General features: G+C 55.2%; 16 protein-coding genes. 8 read left to right on the top strand and 8 right to left on the bottom strand.

Translation table 11 applies throughout. From position 1 onward, the window contains the following. The first annotated feature begins 56 nt into the window (after positions 1-56). Both JI62_RS17440 and JI62_RS17435 read left to right on the top strand, forming a co-directional pair. The gene (locus JI62_RS17440) at positions 57-1,244 is read left to right on the top strand and encodes an ABC transporter substrate-binding protein (protein WP_088701398.1); all 1,188 of its coding nucleotides are present in this window, start codon (positions 57-59) and stop codon (positions 1,242-1,244) included. A gap of 40 nt (positions 1,245-1,284) precedes the next feature. Further along, positions 1,285-2,682: a 3'-5' exonuclease family protein gene (locus JI62_RS17435; protein WP_088701397.1), complete on the top strand. Its 1,398-nt coding sequence runs from the start codon at positions 1,285-1,287 to the stop codon at positions 2,680-2,682. Between the two features lie 39 nt (positions 2,683-2,721). On the opposite strand, the gene JI62_RS17430 is transcribed toward JI62_RS17435, so the two are convergent. The 3 genes from JI62_RS17430 to JI62_RS17420 all read right to left on the bottom strand — a co-directional run bounded on the left by JI62_RS17430 (position 2,722) and on the right by JI62_RS17420 (position 6,543). Then, positions 2,722-3,525 (bottom strand): alpha/beta fold hydrolase, encoded by an 804-nt coding sequence (locus JI62_RS17430; protein WP_088701396.1) that lies wholly within the window; start codon positions 3,523-3,525, stop codon positions 2,722-2,724. A gap of 40 nt (positions 3,526-3,565) precedes the next feature. Then, positions 3,566-4,234, bottom strand: coding sequence for a 7-cyano-7-deazaguanine/7-aminomethyl-7-deazaguanine transporter (locus JI62_RS17425; RefSeq protein WP_088701395.1), 669 nt, complete (start codon positions 4,232-4,234; stop codon positions 3,566-3,568). A gap of 335 nt (positions 4,235-4,569) precedes the next feature. After that, positions 4,570-6,543 (bottom strand): propionyl-CoA synthetase, encoded by a 1,974-nt coding sequence (locus tag JI62_RS17420; protein WP_276206576.1) that lies wholly within the window; start codon positions 6,541-6,543, stop codon positions 4,570-4,572. Between the two features lie 264 nt (positions 6,544-6,807). On the opposite strand from JI62_RS17420, the gene JI62_RS17415 reads away from it, so the two are divergent. Further along, the gene (locus JI62_RS17415) at positions 6,808-7,128 is read left to right on the top strand and encodes an ArsR/SmtB family transcription factor (protein ID WP_008956925.1); all 321 of its coding nucleotides are present in this window, start codon (positions 6,808-6,810) and stop codon (positions 7,126-7,128) included. Between the two features lie 17 nt (positions 7,129-7,145). Here the strand turns inward: JI62_RS17415 and sohB are convergent, their stop codons facing one another. Further along, a complete protein-coding gene (gene sohB, locus JI62_RS17410; protein WP_088701393.1) occupies positions 7,146-8,189 on the bottom strand; it encodes a protease SohB in 1,044 nt (347 codons plus the stop codon). Positions 8,190-8,370: 181 nt separating this feature from the next. Here sohB and JI62_RS17405 point away from each other — a divergent pair, with 181 nt between their 5' ends. Next, positions 8,371-8,682 (top strand): SCP2 sterol-binding domain-containing protein, encoded by a 312-nt coding sequence (locus JI62_RS17405; protein ID WP_088701392.1) that lies wholly within the window; start codon positions 8,371-8,373, stop codon positions 8,680-8,682. Between the two features lie 25 nt (positions 8,683-8,707). Here JI62_RS17405 and nudC read toward each other — a convergent pair whose 3' ends face one another. Genes nudC through JI62_RS17385 form a run of 4 tightly spaced genes read right to left on the bottom strand, consistent with a single transcriptional unit; the run spans position 8,708 to position 11,567 of the window. Further along, positions 8,708-9,493 (bottom strand): NAD(+) diphosphatase, encoded by a 786-nt coding sequence (nudC, locus tag JI62_RS17400; RefSeq protein ID WP_088701391.1) that lies wholly within the window; start codon positions 9,491-9,493, stop codon positions 8,708-8,710. Then, on the bottom strand, positions 9,486-10,223 hold the full coding sequence (gene dnaQ, locus JI62_RS17395; protein ID WP_088701390.1) for a DNA polymerase III subunit epsilon: 738 nt from the start codon (positions 10,221-10,223) through the stop codon (positions 9,486-9,488). The genes nudC and dnaQ overlap by 8 nt, the downstream gene beginning before the upstream one ends. Beyond that, entirely contained in the window at positions 10,223-10,693 is a 471-nt protein-coding gene (gene rnhA / locus JI62_RS17390; RefSeq protein ID WP_088701389.1) for a ribonuclease HI, read from the bottom strand. Before rnhA ends, dnaQ begins: the two co-directional genes overlap by 1 nt. Further along, entirely contained in the window at positions 10,686-11,567 is an 882-nt protein-coding gene (locus tag JI62_RS17385) for a class I SAM-dependent methyltransferase (RefSeq protein WP_088701388.1), read from the bottom strand. The genes rnhA and JI62_RS17385 overlap by 8 nt, the downstream gene beginning before the upstream one ends. A 111-nt stretch (positions 11,568-11,678) precedes the next feature. On the opposite strand from JI62_RS17385, the gene gloB reads away from it, so the two are divergent. The 4 genes from gloB to JI62_RS17365 all read left to right on the top strand — a co-directional run bounded on the left by gloB (position 11,679) and on the right by JI62_RS17365 (position 16,828). Then, complete coding sequence (gloB, locus tag JI62_RS17380) at positions 11,679-12,446, top strand: hydroxyacylglutathione hydrolase (RefSeq protein WP_088701387.1); 768 nt, start codon at positions 11,679-11,681, stop codon at positions 12,444-12,446. Positions 12,447-12,476: 30 nt separating this feature from the next. Beyond that, positions 12,477-13,682, top strand: a complete 1,206-nt coding sequence (locus JI62_RS17375; RefSeq protein WP_088701386.1) for a transglycosylase SLT domain-containing protein — start codon at positions 12,477-12,479, stop codon at positions 13,680-13,682. Between the two features lie 42 nt (positions 13,683-13,724). Then, entirely contained in the window at positions 13,725-15,677 is a 1,953-nt protein-coding gene (locus JI62_RS17370; RefSeq protein WP_088701385.1) for an extracellular solute-binding protein, read from the top strand. 77 nt (positions 15,678-15,754) lie between these two features. After that, complete coding sequence (locus JI62_RS17365) at positions 15,755-16,828, top strand: microcin C ABC transporter permease YejB (protein WP_088701384.1); 1,074 nt, start codon at positions 15,755-15,757, stop codon at positions 16,826-16,828. The last annotated feature ends 2 nt before the right edge of the window (positions 16,829-16,830 follow it).

Raw genomic sequence — 16,830 nt, 5'->3', positions numbered from 1 at the left:
CAGAAGCTTTCCCGGGCGGCTACACTTCGCCGCTACAACCTCTGGAGTTACTGACTATGTTGCGTTGCCTCTCACGCTGTTGGCACCCTATTCTGTTGAGTATCATCATTACCGTACTGTTTTCTAATTCAGTTATTTACGCAAATGAAGAGAGCGAAGAAAGCGCTAAAGAAGAAAGCTCTCTAGAAGAAGAATCCCTGCAAGATGGAGAAAGCTCTCCAGAAAGCACTCCGCTGACGCTGGACAGTGACGTCGAAGTGCCAGAAGCATTTTGGCGACCCATTGACAGCGAAAGTGCCGAAGAAGTGCCCACCATGGCGCAGACCCCGGCGCCACCTCTAGAGCCGCCGCCGGTTAAGCACATCACGCTCATGCTGGATTGGTACTTGAGCCCACAACATGCCGCTTTGGTGATCGCCAAGGAGCGGGGGTTGTACGCAGCTCAAGGGCTTGAGGTAGACATTCAATCTCCAGCCGACCCCTCTATTGCCATCAAGCTATTAACCGCAGGCGAAGTCGATTTGGCGTTAACCCGCCAGCCACTGCTTCACTTGTATGTCCATAACGGCGCGCCCATTACACGCATCGCGACACTAATTGAAACATCGTTATCAGCGGTCATCGTGGCAGGTCAAGCGCAGGCGGAAACAGAGAGTACCCTGGCTGGGTTACATTACGGTTATACCACCGGTGAAGGTCGCGACCTGAGCATTCCGCGTTTAATACCCAGCTCCGTGCGACAAACCGATGATTTTACCCCACCCGCCAATCTGCATTTTGATCCCATTCGTGCAATGCGCGAAGGCCAGATTGACGCCGTCGCCGATGGTTTTTACCACTACCTCCCCCAGCAGTTGGCGACTGAAGGTATCAACACTCACGTCATTCGCTTCAATGAATTGGACATTCCCCGTAGCGATGGTCTGGTAGTGCTGGCCAATAGTGATACGCTTGTTCGCCGCGCCGATACCTGGTCTCGATTCGTGCTTGCCCTTGAGCAGGCGAGCCACTGGATTATCGACAACCCTGACGCCGCCTGGGAGCAATTGATTAGCGCGCACCCTGTACTCGACAACGACATTAACGCCAATGCCTGGGAGGATATCCTACGTCGCATAGCGCTGAGCCCCGCTGCGTTAGATAGCCGCCGTTACGCTGGTTTTGAAACCTTCTTAAACCAAATGGGCCTTACAGACGCGACACTCCCCGTCACGCGCTTAGCGGTAGACCCCCACACGTTATAACCACGTATTGATCGCTTTCCATCCACTACCATGGCGGCCCATGAGCGAAACAGCTTTAATTTTTGTAGACGTTGAGACCACCGGCACCCGGACGACACGGGATAGGATTACTGAAATAGCCGCCCTTAAAGTCGTCAACGGCGAGCTAGTGGATCGCTGGACGAGCTTAATAAATCCAGGGTGCAAGGTGCCCGCGCAGATCACCCAACTGACGGGGATTCGTGACGACATGCTGGTTAATGCGCCCCGCTTTGCGCAGATAGCCGAATCACTTCGGGAGTGGCTAGGTGACGGGCAGCTAGTGGCCCACAATGCGCGCTTTGACTATGGCTTTCTGCGCAACGAATTTAAGCGCGCCGGGCAGGATTACCGCGCGTCATTGCTATGCACGCTACGCTTATCCCGCCGGATAGCGCCTCAAGAGCGCCAGCACAACCTGAAAGCACTGCTGAGTCGCTACGCCATCACCGCCATCCGCCAACACCGTGCTGGAGACGACGTGGAAGCGCTGTGGTCACTCTGGCAAGCGTGGCAGGTAGAGCACAGCGATGAAGCGTGGCAGCGCCTGCTGGGGGATGAACGCCGCCACCGCACGCTGCCCGCCCACCTGGATAGCGCACAGCTGGAAGGGTTACCCGCCTGCCCCGGCGTTTATCTGTTTTACGGCCATAACCGGCTGCCACTCTATGTGGGCAAAAGCATCAATCTACGTAGCCGGGTGCTCGGGCATTTTCAGCGCGACCACCAGGACGATAAAGAGATGCGTCTTGCTCAGCAGGTGCAGCATATCGAGTGGGAAGAGACCGCTGGTGATTTAGGCGCCCAGCTGCGTGAAGCGCAGTTGGTGAAAACGTTAATGCCGATTATGAACCGCCAACTACGCAAGCAGCGTAAGTTAACGACCTGGCACTGGGCTGAGGAAACCGACCACCCTGAAATGCTGAGTGGGAGCGCCCTCAGCCAGCCGCTGAGCATGCCACTAGGTGGCACGCTGTATGGGTTGTTTCGCAATGCCCGGGAGGCCAAGAACGCGCTGCGCGCGATTGCCGAGGAGCAACAACTCTGCCCTCGGGTGCTGGGGCTTGAAAAAGGTAAGGGGCGCTGTTTTGCCAACCAGGTGGGCAAGTGCCTTGGAGCGTGCAATGGTCAGGAGTCAATAGCAGCACATACCCAGCGGGCAAAGGCAGCGCTCAAACAGCTTCAGGTCAATGTCTGGCCCTGGCCAGGCAGTATCGCAATTGAAGAACAGCCAACGGGCAGTGCATCCCCCGCCTGGCACGTTGTCCGCCAATGGTGTTACCTAGGCAGTGCGTCAAGCCTTAAGAAAGCGCAAACCCTGGCGGCAACGCCGGCAAGTTTCGATGTGGATAGCTACCGAATTTTGAACCGCTTCTTGCGCTACCCGGCGCAGCACGGCTTGACGATTACGCCACTCTGAAACACCGCACGGCTTGCTCCTCACCTACTGCAAGCGCAGCTACTGGGCGTCTAAGAACGCCAAGACCGCCTGTTGAAAGGCTTCTGGCTGGTCAGCGTGTAGCCAGTGGCCGGCATTTTTAAGCGTTACCACACGGGCGCGGGGCAACACTTCACGCAGTGTGGGGATCATATCGTCAGCCACGTAATGGGAATCGTCGCCGCGCAGCAACAGCGTCGCACCATCGTAAGGCTGCTCACCATCCGGCACGCCGATAATGTCGCTATAGCCACGCTTGATCTGATCTAAGCCTACTCGTAGCGCCATCACGTTATCATCGTTACGAACGAGGTTCGTGGCCAAAAACAGACGCGTGGGCCGGAAGTCCACGTGCTCGGCCAACAGATCGTCCGCTTCACGGCGGTTTTTGGGCCGCCCTTCTCGCACATTCTCTAGCGCGGCGAAGACATCGTCATGACCGTGGTCATAAGCCACCGGGGCAATATCCGCCACAATCAGCGACGCCACCCGCTCAGGCGCCAAGCGCGCCAGACTGATCGCGACTTTGCCGCCCATGGAGTGGCCTAGCACGTGAGCACGTTTAATCGAGAGCTTGTCCAATAGCGCAATCACGTCATCTGCCATGGTGGCGTAACGCATTCCCTCTGCGTGGGGCGAGCGGCCATGGTTGCGCAGATCCAGCGCAATCACCCGGCGGCTGCGCTGCCACACTTTCAAGTGCGAACGCCAATTATCGGCACTGCCCAGCAACCCATGAATCACTACCAGCGGGGTGGCATCCGCCGCGGCTTCTTCGGCGGGCATATCGATAAAGTGGAGATCAACGATGGCAACGTCAGTCATGCTAGCTCCTCAGCCTTGCGAACTCTGTTTATTTACGCGATTACGCCGTGCGGGGCTCGGCATCCACCTGGCCTGTCCAAACCACCAAGCGGCGCGTTAGCCAGGCAAGCAGCAAGCCATACAGCGGAAGGAAAAACAGTAGGCTGATAGCGAGCTTGATTGCATAGTCGACGGCGGCAATTTCCACCCAGTTGGCGGCCATAAACGGGTCTGGGCTGTTATAGAACGCCGCCGAGAAGAATGCAAAGGTGTCGGCCAGATTGCCCAGCACCGTTGAGCAAACAGGCGCTACCCACCATGCCCACTGGCGCAAGCGGTCAAACACTTGAACGTCCAGCAACTGGCCAATGACATAGGCCAGGAAGCTGGCCAGGGCGATACGGGCGACAAACAGATTCCACTCCGAAAGTGCCTCAATGCCGGCAAAGCTGCCGCGGGGAAATACCACGGATACCACATAGGAGACCAGCAGCGCGGGGAGCATAACGCGCAGAATAATCGACCGCGCCGGCCCTTTACCAAACAGACGCACCGTGAGATCGGTGGCTAGAAAGATAAACGGGAAGCTAAACGCGCCCCAGGTGGTATGAAAGCCAAACAGCGTAAACGGCAGCTGAACGAGATAGTTACTGGCGGCAATAATGCCGATATGGAAAGCCACCATCACCAGTAGGCAACGGCGGTGCTGAGTCTCACTCAATGCAAACATGCGGGTAGACCTTTTTTTAATAGAGAAGAGGGGTTAGGGAACCCTCGGGGTAGTAAGCGCAGTCGGTCAGCTTATAACAAAACAGTACGCCAGTCTGGGGAGCGCATTATACGGCTTCTGAATGATATTAAAAGCCAAGCAATGAAAGCCCAATCTGTATCCACTCGTGGCGAGGGCAGGTTTCCGCGAGGGCGCTGTGAACCCATCCTTGGGCGCTACTTTCGCCATCTGACCGCCATGGATGGCGGAAATGCCGGAATTGTCGGGAACACTTTCCGGCCATGGCGAAAGACCCTCGCTTCAACCTGCCCTCGCACTTGGCTAATTTAGACGCATCAATCCAGTGGTGTGGCTTTGTCCGCAGCGCCTACCGAGCGTTCGCGCATGGCGGCGTGAACATCGGCCAGGCTGGTGGGGTCATCAATGGTGGAGGGAATACCAAACTCTTTGCCGTCGGCAATCGTACGCAGCAGTTTGCGCAGAATTTTACCCGAGCGGGTTTTGGGTAAGCGCTCGACCACTAATACCTGCTTGAAGCAGGCAATCGGGCCTATGTGTTCGCGAACCCGGGCAATGAGCTCGGCCTCAAGGGTGGCTTCATCACCATTAAAGCCATCTTTGGGGATCACCAGACCAATCGGCAGTTGTCCTTTAAGGTCGTCATGAATCCCAATCACCGCGCACTCGGCCACTGCTGGGTGGGCACCCACCACCTCTTCCATTTCACCGGTCGAGAGTCTGTGCCCTGCCACGTTAATGACGTCATCTGTGCGGCCCATAATGAACAGATAGCCCTGCTCATCAAAATAACCGCCATCGCCGGTTAAGTAGTAACCGGGGAATGCCGCCATATAGGCACTATGAAAGCGCTTTTCATCGCGCCATACGCCGGTTAGGCAACCAGGTGGCATGGGCTGTTTAATCACCACACTGCCCTGCTCCATGGGTTTTGCCTGCTCGCCGTCACGGTTGAGCACCTGCACATTGAAGCCAGGAACGGGGAACGTTGCGGATCCCGCCTTGGTGGGAACGGCCTCAATGCCGGGCAAGTTGGCAGCGATCGGCCAGCCGGTTTCAGTTTGCCACCAGTGGTCAATGACCGGCACGTCCAAAAGGTCATCCAGCCAGTGAAACGTGGGTGGATCGAGGCGTTCACCGGCCACGTAAAGATGTTTTAGGCTACTAATATCGTAGTTTTGTAGCAGTTTGGCATCGGGATCCTCTTTCTTAATCGCGCGAAACGCCGTGGGCGCGGTGAAGAAGCTCTTCACCCGATACTCCTCGATCAAGCGCCAGAAGCTGCCCGCATCAGGGGTTTTTACCGGCTTCCCTTCGTATACCACCGTGGTGCAACCCACTAGCAAGGGGGCGTAAACAATGTAGGAGTGCCCAACGACCCAGCCCACGTCCGAGGCGGTAAAGAACACTTCACCTGGCTCCATGGCATAGATCGCTTGCATCGAATAGGCCAGCGCCACCGCGTAACCACCCGTATCGCGCATAACGCCTTTGGGTTTTCCTGTGGTGCCTGAGGTATAGAGGATATACAGCGGGTCGGTTCCCTTTACCGGCACGCACTCAGCAAATGACGCCTTTGCAACCAACTCTTCCCAGTCGTAATCGCCCTCCTCCAATTCAGCCCGGTGCGCTTCACGCTGATAAACGACACAGGCATCCGGTTTATAGGCGCTTAATTCAATGGCTTGGTCTACCATTGGCTTATAGGGCAACACCTTACCCAGCTCGATACCGCAGGAAGCGGCAACAACCACTTTAGGCTCGGCGTCTTCAATACGTGCCGCCAGTTCATGAGGGGCGAAGCCACCAAATACCACCGAGTGTATGGCGCCAAGCCGGGCGCAGGCGTACATGGCCACCAGCGCTTCGGGGATCATCGGCATATAGATCACCACACGATCACCCTTAGTAACGCCTAGCTGCATCAGCGCCCCCGCGAAATGCGCCACCTTATCGCGCATTTCGCGGTAGCTAATGGTTTGCTTGGCCTGTGCCGCAGGCGAGTCCCAGAAAATCGCCGCCTGGTCGCCTCGACCATTTTCGACATGGTAATCCAGCGCAGCGTAGCTAAGGTTCATTTCACCGTCGCTAAACCAACGGGCATGCGCTGTCCCAGGGCTCTGCCCGTCGTAGCTGAGGATGGTTTGAGGCGGCGTGTACCAGGGAATACGTTTGGCCTGCTCGGCCCAGAACGATTCAGGGTGTTCGATGGAGCGTTGGAAGGTGTGTTGGTAGCGGCTCATGGTGTCCCTATCTTTTTTGTAGTAACGATTAAGCAGGATTGTTGACACTGTATAAAGGAAACCGACATTCCGCCCTCATACTATGGGCTAAATAGCGACCAAAGCGGTAGACAGAACAAAACATTGTCGACAAGGTGGCGAAAAACTACCATTGATTAATCGTTAAACAGCGGCTTGGACAAAACTCGCTAAATTACTGATCATTAAACAACTTGATCCTCGCGACGCGACGATGCCTCGACAACGTAAAACGACGCCTTTAAAACAATGCTTATAAAACGCTGATGCAACAGTGTAGGCAAGGAGATCATTATGTCTGCTTCTACAAGCGCCGCTACACGCCTGCTTGAACATAACTGTCGCGCTATTGAGGCGGGAACCAACCTGCTAAAAGCGTTGGCCAATGAAAAACGGCTGCAAATCCTCTGCCTGCTTGCCGAGAAAGAGCTGTCAGTGACGCAAATTAATCAACAGCTTGCGTTAAGCCAGTCGGCGCTTTCTCAACATCTGGCTATTTTGCGGCGTGATGAACTCGTCGATACCCGGCGGGAGTCACAAACGATTTACTACTCGTTGAGCAGTGAAAGCGCCAAGGCCGTCATTGCGACCTTGGCGCATCATTACGCTGCATAACGATGTGAGGTTTAGGCTCAGCGCCGCTGCCACCCAGCGGCGTCGATTAGCCCCAGTGCTTTCAGCGCGGCTTTCTCGACGCCTTCCGATATGGCCAATCCCAGCTTACGACTGACGGTTTTAGGTGCTTCCAGCTTGACAGTTAATACTTGCGCTTCGGCCATGCGCTCAACCAAATAGGCTTCGCTGGTACCCACACTGTCGACCAGCTGAAGGGGCAGTGCTTCGCTACCGTACCAAATCTCCCCTGTGGCCAGGGTATCGATATCCATGGAGGGGCGCCGCTCTGCCACATAGCGTTTAAACAAGCGGTGCGTATTCTCCAAGTCCTCCAAGAACTTTGCTTTGCCCTCTTCGGTATTTTCACCCAGCACGGTTAAGGTACGTTTGTATTTACCGGCGGTCAGCAGTTCTACGTCAACATCGTGGCGCTTTAACAAACGATGAATATTGGGCACTTGCGCCACCACGCCGATAGAGCCAATCACTGCAAAGGGCGCGGCCTTAATGTGCTGCGCGGTACAGGCCATCAGGTAACCACCGCTTGCCGCCACCTTGTCGATACACACGGTTGTGTTTAGCCCCGCCGTGCGCAGCCGGTCTAACTGTGCCGCCGCCAAGCCATAGGCATGCACCAGTCCACCCGCGGACTCAAGCCGCACCACTACCTCGTCTTCCTTAGCAGCGACACCGATGATGGCAGACACCTCTTGAGCAAAATGCTCGGTTTGCGAGGCTTTCAGATCGCCGTGAAAGTCGAGCACCCAAACCCGCGCCGCTGAGGCGGCATCCTGCTCCGTTTTGTGCTCTTTGTGACGTTTTTTATCTTCACTACGAAATAGTTTCAGCAGTTTTTTGCGTGCACCAGGAAGCGTGGCAGCCAGCCGCAAACGCCGAACACGACGGCGGCGTTGATCGTTAAGTGGCTCGATCGTGAGTTTCAGCTCGCTCTCTTTGTCCTGCTTGGTTCGTGCAATCAGCAGCAGGCCAAAGCCTATTAGCGCCATCACGATGGTGGTTTGCACAACAAAGGTGCCTATCTCTGCTACCCATTCACTCATTGACGTTCTCCATTAGAGGATTAATTCTTTTATAGCTCGTGCGTTGTATATGCGTTTGTTGATAGTGACTAGCGCGCTTGATTGGAACGCCCGTATGAAATAACCTCGCTTGCCTTTACGATTGTTTCTTTTGGCTATGGTCGCTAGCCTTAGCCTGATCTACTTAACCGAGAGATATGTTATGTCAAACAACACCCTTGAGAAGCTAAAAGCGCGTTTTAATCCTGCAGCAGCAAAGGGCATGGATGAAGTTTTCCAGTTTCACTTTACCGATGCAGGCAGCTACTACTTAAATATCCAGGATGGCACGCTGGACGTACAAGAGGGTGAGCATGACGATCCTTCTGTCAGCTTGAGCCTTACCACTGACACGCTAAAAGGCATTATGAGCGGTGAGATCAATGGCATGACGGCCTTTATGACCGGTAAGCTAAAAGCGACCGGTAATGTCATGCTGGCCACTAAGCTGACTAGCTTATTCCCTAGCGAGTAATCATCATATCGGCACGCGGCGCCGCTTACTCTTCGCGCCAGCGTGCCAAATGGGTTTCGATCAGCTCCCGGGATATCGAGTAAGGCGGCGGCAGAGAGGGCAGCTGACGAGGCGAAAACCACGCCGCATCGCTAATCTCCACCCCATCGATGCGAATGCGCCGGGTAGTGGCTTCGGCGAAGTAACCAAACATCAGCGAGTGCGGAAATGGCCACGCCTGACTCTGGTGATAACGCAGTTGATCGATATGCACGCCCACTTCCTCAAACACCTCCCGGTGCACCGCCTCTTCCGCTGACTCACCCGGCTCGATAAAACCCGCCAAGGTGGAGTAGCGCCCGGGTGGAAAGCGCGGACTACGGGCCAACAGCATCGCCTCCCCGCTGGTCACCAGCGTGATAATGCACGGTGAAATACGCGGATAGTTGCGGTGCCCACAGGCGTGGCAGTGCATAGCGAATTCCGCAGTCAGCTTGGTGGCCGGTGCACCACAGCGGCCGCAGAATCGGTGATTCTCTAACCAAGCCCCCACCTGCAGCGCCGTGGAGAGTAGGCTAAACCAGGCGGTGGAAAGTTCACTCATCCATTGGCGACCATCAATCCAACCACTACCGGCCTGAGGCTCAACAAGCAACGCCACTGGCTCATCATTCCAGTAACAGAGCGGCTGCATCTGCTCTGTCCACGGTTGATAAGGCTGCAGCGGGGTGAGCTCTTCACTACCGTTTAAGGGTGCGGGCGCCAACAGGCTACGCGACAGTCGGATAACCCTACCGGCTTGTTCGTGATGGGGTATTTCTCGCCTAAGCATCGCTGGCCGCACCTTCAAACCAGTTCAATTGATACGCTTCGCACTTGGCCTTATGGGCAGCGCGTTCTGCGTCGGTTGGGCGCACCACGCGCAGCTGGCCGGGCGTTAAAGAGAGACGCTGAATCGACATCCCCTCATTGGAGGTATCCGCCTGCTCCTGCTCTGCGGCGGTGGCCGCGTCCAAGGTTAGCGCGGTTTGCCCACCGGTCATCGCCAGGTAGACCTCGGCCAGGATCTCAGAGTCTAACAGTGCGCCGTGCAATACCCGGTGGCCATTGTCGATATCATAGCGCTTGCATAAGGCATCCAGGCTGTTGCGTTGGCCGGGGTGCATCTTGCGCGCCATGGTCAGCGTATCCAATACGCCGCAATGATCTCTAACCGGCCCCAATACAGGGGATTTCCGCTGCTGGTTCAACATGCTCAGCTCATGATCAATAAAGCCCACATCGAAAGGGGCGTTATGAATCACGAGCTCGGCACCTTCGATAAATGCCCAAAACTCATCGGCAATGGCCGCGAATACCGGCTCGTTAGCAACTCTGGCGTCATCAATCCCGTGAACTTCGACGACTTCAGCGTCGATATGCCGCTCGGGGTTGATGTATTGGTGATAAGTGCGACCAGTGAAGCGGCGATTAACCATTTCAATAGCACCAATTTCGACTAAGCGATGGCCATCTTTGGGGTCGATACCCGTGGTTTCAGTATCCAAGATCACCTGACGCATCATGCTCTCCTTTTTTGGTGCTCATCAATCGCTTCGTTGGCCAGCGCATCGGCGCGCTCGTTGCCAGGGTGGCCGCTGTGCCCTTTCACCCAGTGCCACTCGACCTGGTGGCGCTGGGTCTCTTCGTGGAGGGTCTTCCACAGTTCAGCATTTTTGACCGGCTGCTTGGCAGCGGTTTTCCAGCCGCGCTTGATCCAGTTATGAATCCACTGGGTGATGCCCTGGCGAACATACTGAGAGTCCGTCCAGAGCGCCACTTCGCAAGGGGTATTGAGCGTGCGTAGCGCCATAATCGCAGCCATTAACTCCATGCGATTATTAGTGGTCTCGGCCTCATAGCCTTTCAAGGTTTTCTCATGCTCGCCACTTGCCAGCACGACGCCCCACCCGCCGGGGCCTGGATTGCCTCTACAAGCCCCATCGGTATACACCGTTACCCGAGGTAGATGTCCGGCCGCCTCTTTAGTCAATCTCTTGATCCCTTGGTTTGTGTAGAACAGGTTTGTGTAGAACAGGTTTCTGTAAAACAGATTTCTGTAAATCAGTTTGCCGTGCTTGATCCTGATGCGTTGCAGGTGCTTGACGGGATTGATAGTGGGCGGATGAGCCAGAGCGGGTAACCCCCAGCGACGCCGGAGACGCTGGCGCCTTCAAGCCAAATTTCAAGCGCTGCACCGGCGCTTGGCGCTGCTGTCGGCGCGCTTGAATCATATAACTTTCGCCCAGCGGCAGATTATGCCTACGCCCTAACGACTCCCAATACTCTCCGCACTTGGCGCTCATTCGCCCTCGAAAGCAGCAATAGTCTACCCGCTCCACCTCAAAGTCGACAAACGCCAACCAATCGCGCAGACGACTTGCGGAGCGCCAGCTTCCGCTCCAGGGAAACGTCTGCTGATGCTTGCGCAACTGCCTGGCAAGACCGCTCACACCTATTGGGTTAAAGCCAAACAGCACCAATATGCCGTTGTCCGCGGTCACCCGTGCGGCCTCTTGCAGAGTGAAGTGGGCATCAGTTAAGTACTCAAGCCAGTGGTGAATGACCATTACATCCAGGCAGCGATCGGGCAGCGCGAGCTGATCCGGTGGGCATACCAAGGTGCTATCGTTTTCGGCTAACTGAAGCGTAGGCGACCAGCGTATAGGGTGCGCAACAGCCGACATGGTCATCAGCGCCGGTCCCATGCTCATTTCCAGGCTATGGCCGCCCACACGTGATTCCACCACGGGTCCTAAGCAGGCTCGCTGGGTTTCCCAAAGCGAACGCCCCGCTTCTGATTGCCAATAAGGCTGGCTACTTTGTAAGCGCTTAGCCAGTGTCGTGGCCGTCGTCGAATTTGACATGAACAGCGCTTCCCTCCACAGTAACGGCTTTTTAACGCCTTTTACGCACCGATTTAGCGCTAATAAGCGCAATGTTTGATGTGTTTTTTCGTAACTTAAAGGATCTCGCCGATGATGAGCGTGACACCGATCCCCGCCCTTAGCGACAACTATATTTGGCTATTAAGACAAGATACCAGTCAAAGTGTTTGTGTGGTGGATCCCGGTGAAGCTGCCCCGGTGATCGAGTTTCTTGAGCGTGAGTCGCTAACCCTCAGTTGCATCCTGATTACCCACCATCATCATGATCATACCGGTGGTTTAGCGGAATTAATTAAACGCTACGCCCCGCATGTGATTGGCCCAGCCAATCCTGAAATTGAAGGCATTGATGAACACGTGGGTGATGGCGACGAAGTGCGCATTATGGGCCGTTTGTTTGACGTCATAGCGACCCCCGGCCACACGCTGGATCATATCAGCTACTTCACAGCGGGTATCCCTGCACTGCTGTTCTGCGGTGACACCCTTTTTTGCGCAGGCTGCGGTCGTTTATTCGAAGGTACGCCTGAGCAAATGTACACGTCACTGAAAAAATTTGCGGAACTCCCTGAAGATACGCTGGTCTTTGCAGCTCATGAGTACACTCAGGCGAACCTAACGTTTGCCCGTGCTGCGGATCCTGAAAACGAAGACGTCAAACACGCCTTGCAGGAGTGTGAGAAGGCGCGGGCATTGGATCGCCCCACCTTACCCAGCACGATAGGACGCGAGCTGAAAATTAATCCCTACCTTCGCGTGGGCACTGATAGCGTGCGCCAAGCGGCAGGTACCCAGGGTGTTAATAATGACGACCTCGCAACGTTCACCACTCTACGCGAGTGGAAGAACCGTTTTTAAGAACGCTATCGAAACCAAACGAATGCAACTATGACCTATCGAACGATTCGCCAGCGCTTAATGCTGAGCGCTGGCAGTACCGTAATTATGGGCCTAATGTTAGCCGCTGCGGCAAGCTCTCAAGCCTCTGCTACAGCTTATGAAGGATCTACTGCTGCAACAAGTACATCAGTAGACGCCACAAAACCTCACCCCACCCCGTTTCAAATCCATTTTTGGGAGGCGCTGGAGCTAGAACCCCAAGACGCCTGGACGACGCTGCGTAAGAGTTTTCAGTGGCAGGAGAAGTCACTATCAGCCGAGGCCCAAGCACGGGTAGACGAGTGGATTGAGTACTATCTGTCCAGCCCCGACAATATTGCCACCATCACCGAACGCGCCACGCCCTGGCTTGCCTGGATTACCCAACAGGTTAGCGAACGTGGTCTACCGGGTGAAGTCGCACTCATTCCTTTCGTAGAGAGTTCCTTTGATCCAGGTGCGCGAAGTCATCGCGGTGCCGCTGGGCTTTGGCAGTTTATGCCTGGCACCGGAGATGCACTGGGCCTGGTTCGCAATGGTAACTACGATGGCCGATTAGACGTTTTAACCTCCACCGAGGCAGCGCTGGACTACCTGGAAATGCAGGCTGATCAGTGGTACGAAGGCGACCTGATGCTGTCATTAGCCGCTTATAACGCTGGAGCGGGAACGGTTAATCGCGCTTTGCGGCAAGCTCAAAGTCAAGGCCTGAAGGGTGACTACTGGGATCTCTCACTGCCCCATGAAACCATGCAGTACGTACCCAAACTAAAAGCCATCGCGACGATCATTAATGCCCCTGAAGAGTACGGCGTCAGCTTGCCGGAAATACATGTTGATCCGGCGTTCGCGAAAGTTAAATTGGCCCATGCGGTGACCCTCTCCGAAGCCTCCCAACTGCTGGATGTCAGCCAAACCGCATTAGCCGAATTAAACCCTGGCCTGCTGAATGGCAGTATTGACCCTCGTAGTGCCCAGACGCTGCTGGTTCCTGAAGAAGTGGATACACAGATGCTTGCGCAACTTTCCCAGGGTGGCACTCAGGCAGTAGCGCAAAATAGCGCTGCCGATACGCATCGCGTTGAAAGAGGCGATAGTCTCTCCGCGATTGCTGCCCGGTATAATGTCAATCAACAAGATCTTATCCGCTGGAATGCGATTGACCGCCCCGGCGCTCTACAACCAGGCCAGTTGCTGACACTTTCAGGGCGTTAAACCGGGTTAACTAATTGGCTTTGTTCACATGGGATGTCTCCAATGCCGCGTGGTTTGTTTTTTGCGAAATCGCTTCTACTCATCAGTGGCCTGCTGTTCAACGCATCGATACTGGCTTCAGAAACGATAGCGTCAGAGTCGACGTCTAGCAGTGATTCGTCTATCACCACCTCTAGCGCTAACAACGTGGTAGGCGATCTAAATACAGACGCAAACAATGGCGTACCGGTTGAAACAGTTCACGGGCTATCGCTTTACGATAGCCCTGCCCTAGAGGCTGGCTTCCCCTACTTCCCCCATGTAAATCCCCAGGCCCCCAAAGGCGGCACCATCACCCATACTGCCGTGGGGAGCAGTTTTGACTCGACCAATCCGTTTATCATTCGTGGCACGCCGGTAACCGGCATCTCACAAATTTACGACACCCTAATGGCCAGCAACCCCAATGAGCCCTTTAGCCTTTACGGCCTGTTGGCTGAGGGTGTGCGTCTTGACCCGGAAAGGGAGTGGATTGAGTTCGATCTGCGGCCGGAAGCTCGCTTCCAGGATGGCGAACCGGTCACCGCCTACGATGTGGTGTTCTCGCTTAACTTGCTGCGTGAAGAGGGTAATCCGTTTTACGGCAGCTACTACGCTGGCGTAGAAGAAGCCATCGCTCTGAATGAGCATCAGGTACGCTTTACCTTTAACGATACCGAGTCACGGGAACTGCCGTTAATCGTTGCCCAACTGCCCATACTTCCTCGCCATTACTGGGAGCCCAGAGATTTCACCTCGCCGACGCTGGCAGCACACCCAGGTTCCGGGCCCTACCGTATTAGCGAGGTAGACCCTGGTCGGCGAATTGTTTACCAGCGCGATGAGAATTACTGGGGTAAGGATTTGCCGGTCAACGTTGGTCGTTACAATATTGATCGCATCGTTTACGACTACTACCGTGACCGCGATATTGCCTGGGAAGCCTTTAAAGCGGGACTGACAGACTTCCGTACCGATGCACGCGCCGCCACCTGGGCGATTGGCTATAATTTTCCAGCCTATGAAGAGGGCTTGGTTAAGCGGCTAACAGTGCCTGATGTGAACCCCTCCATGATGCAGGCGTTTGTCTTCAACCTTCGTAAAGAGAAATTTCAGGATCCGAGGGTGCGGGAAGCGTTGAGCCTGACCTTTGATTTTCCGTGGCTCAACACCAATATTTTTTACGGCACTTACCAGCGCACCGAGAGCTTTTTCCAAAACTCTGAAATGGAAGCCACCGGCTTACCTTCTGAAGAAGAGCTGGCCCTATTGGAGCCTTTCCGCGAAGCGTTAATAGCCTCTCACGGCTCTGACCGTCTCTTTACCGAGCCGCTGCCCATTGAGCAGCCCACTGATTTGCGCGAGAGGCTGCGTAAAGCGCTCGACCTGCTGCGTGAGGCAGGTTATCGCGTAGAGGACGGCGTGCTGGTCAATCAGGAGACTGGACGGCCGCTAAGCCTCGAAGTATTGCTCTATGACTCAGGCCTTGAACGGGTCGTTCAACCCATGCTTCGCAACATGGCCCGCTTGGGGGTGCAGACATCGCTGCGTATCGTTGATATTAATCAATATTTAAACCGGCAGCGCAATTATGACTATGACATAGTGATCAGCCATTTCCCGCAGTCGAACAATCCGGGCAATGAGCAGCGTGACTTCTGGACCAGTGCCGCCGCCGAGGCACCGCAAAGCCGTAACCGGATGTCACTGGCGCATCCGGCAGTCGATGCTCTGGTGGAGGAGATCATTAGTGCTAGTGGCCGCGAAGAGCTGGATACCGCCACGCACGCGCTGGATCGGGTGCTGCGCTGGGGATTTTATGTCATTCCCCACTACCACTCTGGGGAGACCCGAATCGCCATTTGGGATAAGTTCGGCTACCCCGAACCGTTCCCAAAGTATGCCATGGATCTGGATGCGTGGTGGGTCGACACTGACCGTGAAGCAGAACTGCAGCGCCGTCAGCGTGGCCGCTAACGCTGGCTGAATGACAACGACTTAATCGCAACGGCTTATCCTCAACGGTTTCATCGTCATAAACCTCGGAGTGCTCTGTGGCCCGTTATACCTTACGCCGACTGCTGCTCATGATTCCGACCCTTTTCGGGATTATGCTTCTCAATTTTATAATTGTTCAGGCGGCGCCGGGCGGGCCAATTGATCAAATGTTGGCGCGTTTTGAAGGCGCCAACGCCATGGCCAGCACTCGTCTGGATATGGGCGGCGCCGATGTTCAGGTCAGCGATGACTCCCGGGGCGCCCGGGGAATTGACCCGCGCTTTATCGAGCAGCTAGAGCAGCAGTTTGGTTTTGACAAACCCGCCCACGAGCGCTTTATCGGCATGATGGCGGACTACCTCACCCTCGATTTTGGTACCAGTTTCTTCCGTGACCGCCCGGTCATCGAGCTGATGATTGAGCGGCTGCCAGTTTCTATTTCGCTGGGGCTCTGGACGACCCTGCTGGTGTATTTAATCTCTATCCCGTTAGGGGTTAAAAAGGCGCTGCGCCACGGCTCCCGGTTTGATGTCTGGTCGTCGGGCTTAGTGATTGTTGGTTATGCCATCCCAGGCTTCCTGTTTGCCATCCTGCTCATTGTGCTGTTTGCCGGGGGCACCTACTGGGACTTATTCCCTTTACGCGGTTTGACCTCCCCCGACTTCGACCAGCTTTCAGCCTGGGGCAAAGTCAAAGACTACTTTTGGCATATCACGCTGCCGGTGATCGCCGCCTCGATTGGCAGCTTTGCCACGCTGACGATGCTGACCAAAAACAGCTTTCTCGATGAGATACACAAGCAGTATGTGATGACCGCACGCGCCAAAGGTGCCGACGAGCGACGCGTGCTTTACGGCCATGTGTTTCGCAACGCCATGCTGATTATTATTGCGGGTCTGCCCTCCGCCATGATCGGTATTTTCTTCACCGGCGCGCTGCTCATCGAAGTTATCTTCTCCCTTGATGGGCTAGGCCTGCTCGGTTTTGAGGCGGTCATGCAGCGGGATTACCCGGTGATATTCGGCACCCTCTTCCTGTATACCGTCATCGGCTTAATCCTCAAGCTGATTTCCGATTTGACTTACGTGTGGGTCGACCCGCGTATCGATTTTTCGACACGGGAGTCGTGATA

It is taken from the genome of Halomonas campaniensis (assembly GCF_002211105.1).
In the GTDB taxonomy this organism is placed as follows: Bacteria; Pseudomonadota; Gammaproteobacteria; order Pseudomonadales; family Halomonadaceae; genus Vreelandella; species Vreelandella campaniensis_A.
This window is presented reverse-complemented; position numbering and strand designations above follow the sequence as displayed.

Excerpts from the sequence above, each read along its gene's own strand:
- sohB (WP_088701393.1), bottom strand. The coding sequence starts at position 8,189 with ATGAGTGAATGGGTAGCAGAGATAGGCACCTTTGTTGTGCAAACCACC.
- JI62_RS17440 (WP_088701398.1), top strand. The coding sequence starts at position 57 with ATGTTGCGTTGCCTCTCACGCTGTTGGCACCCTATTCTGTTGAGTATC.
- JI62_RS17425 (WP_088701395.1), bottom strand. The coding sequence starts at position 4,234 with ATGTTTGCATTGAGTGAGACTCAGCACCGCCGTTGCCTACTGGTGATG.
- dnaQ (WP_088701390.1), bottom strand. The coding sequence starts at position 10,223 with ATGCGTCAGGTGATCTTGGATACTGAAACCACGGGTATCGACCCCAAA.
- JI62_RS17405 (WP_088701392.1), top strand. The coding sequence starts at position 8,371 with ATGTCAAACAACACCCTTGAGAAGCTAAAAGCGCGTTTTAATCCTGCA.
- JI62_RS17370 (WP_088701385.1), top strand. The coding sequence starts at position 13,725 with ATGCCGCGTGGTTTGTTTTTTGCGAAATCGCTTCTACTCATCAGTGGC.
- JI62_RS17415 (WP_008956925.1), top strand. The coding sequence starts at position 6,808 with ATGTCTGCTTCTACAAGCGCCGCTACACGCCTGCTTGAACATAACTGT.
- JI62_RS17435 (WP_088701397.1), top strand. The coding sequence starts at position 1,285 with ATGAGCGAAACAGCTTTAATTTTTGTAGACGTTGAGACCACCGGCACC.
- JI62_RS17385 (WP_088701388.1), bottom strand. The coding sequence starts at position 11,567 with ATGTCAAATTCGACGACGGCCACGACACTGGCTAAGCGCTTACAAAGT.
- nudC (WP_088701391.1), bottom strand. The coding sequence starts at position 9,493 with ATGCTTAGGCGAGAAATACCCCATCACGAACAAGCCGGTAGGGTTATC.
- gloB (WP_088701387.1), top strand. The coding sequence starts at position 11,679 with ATGATGAGCGTGACACCGATCCCCGCCCTTAGCGACAACTATATTTGG.
- JI62_RS17430 (WP_088701396.1), bottom strand. The coding sequence starts at position 3,525 with ATGACTGACGTTGCCATCGTTGATCTCCACTTTATCGATATGCCCGCC.
- JI62_RS17375 (WP_088701386.1), top strand. The coding sequence starts at position 12,477 with ATGACCTATCGAACGATTCGCCAGCGCTTAATGCTGAGCGCTGGCAGT.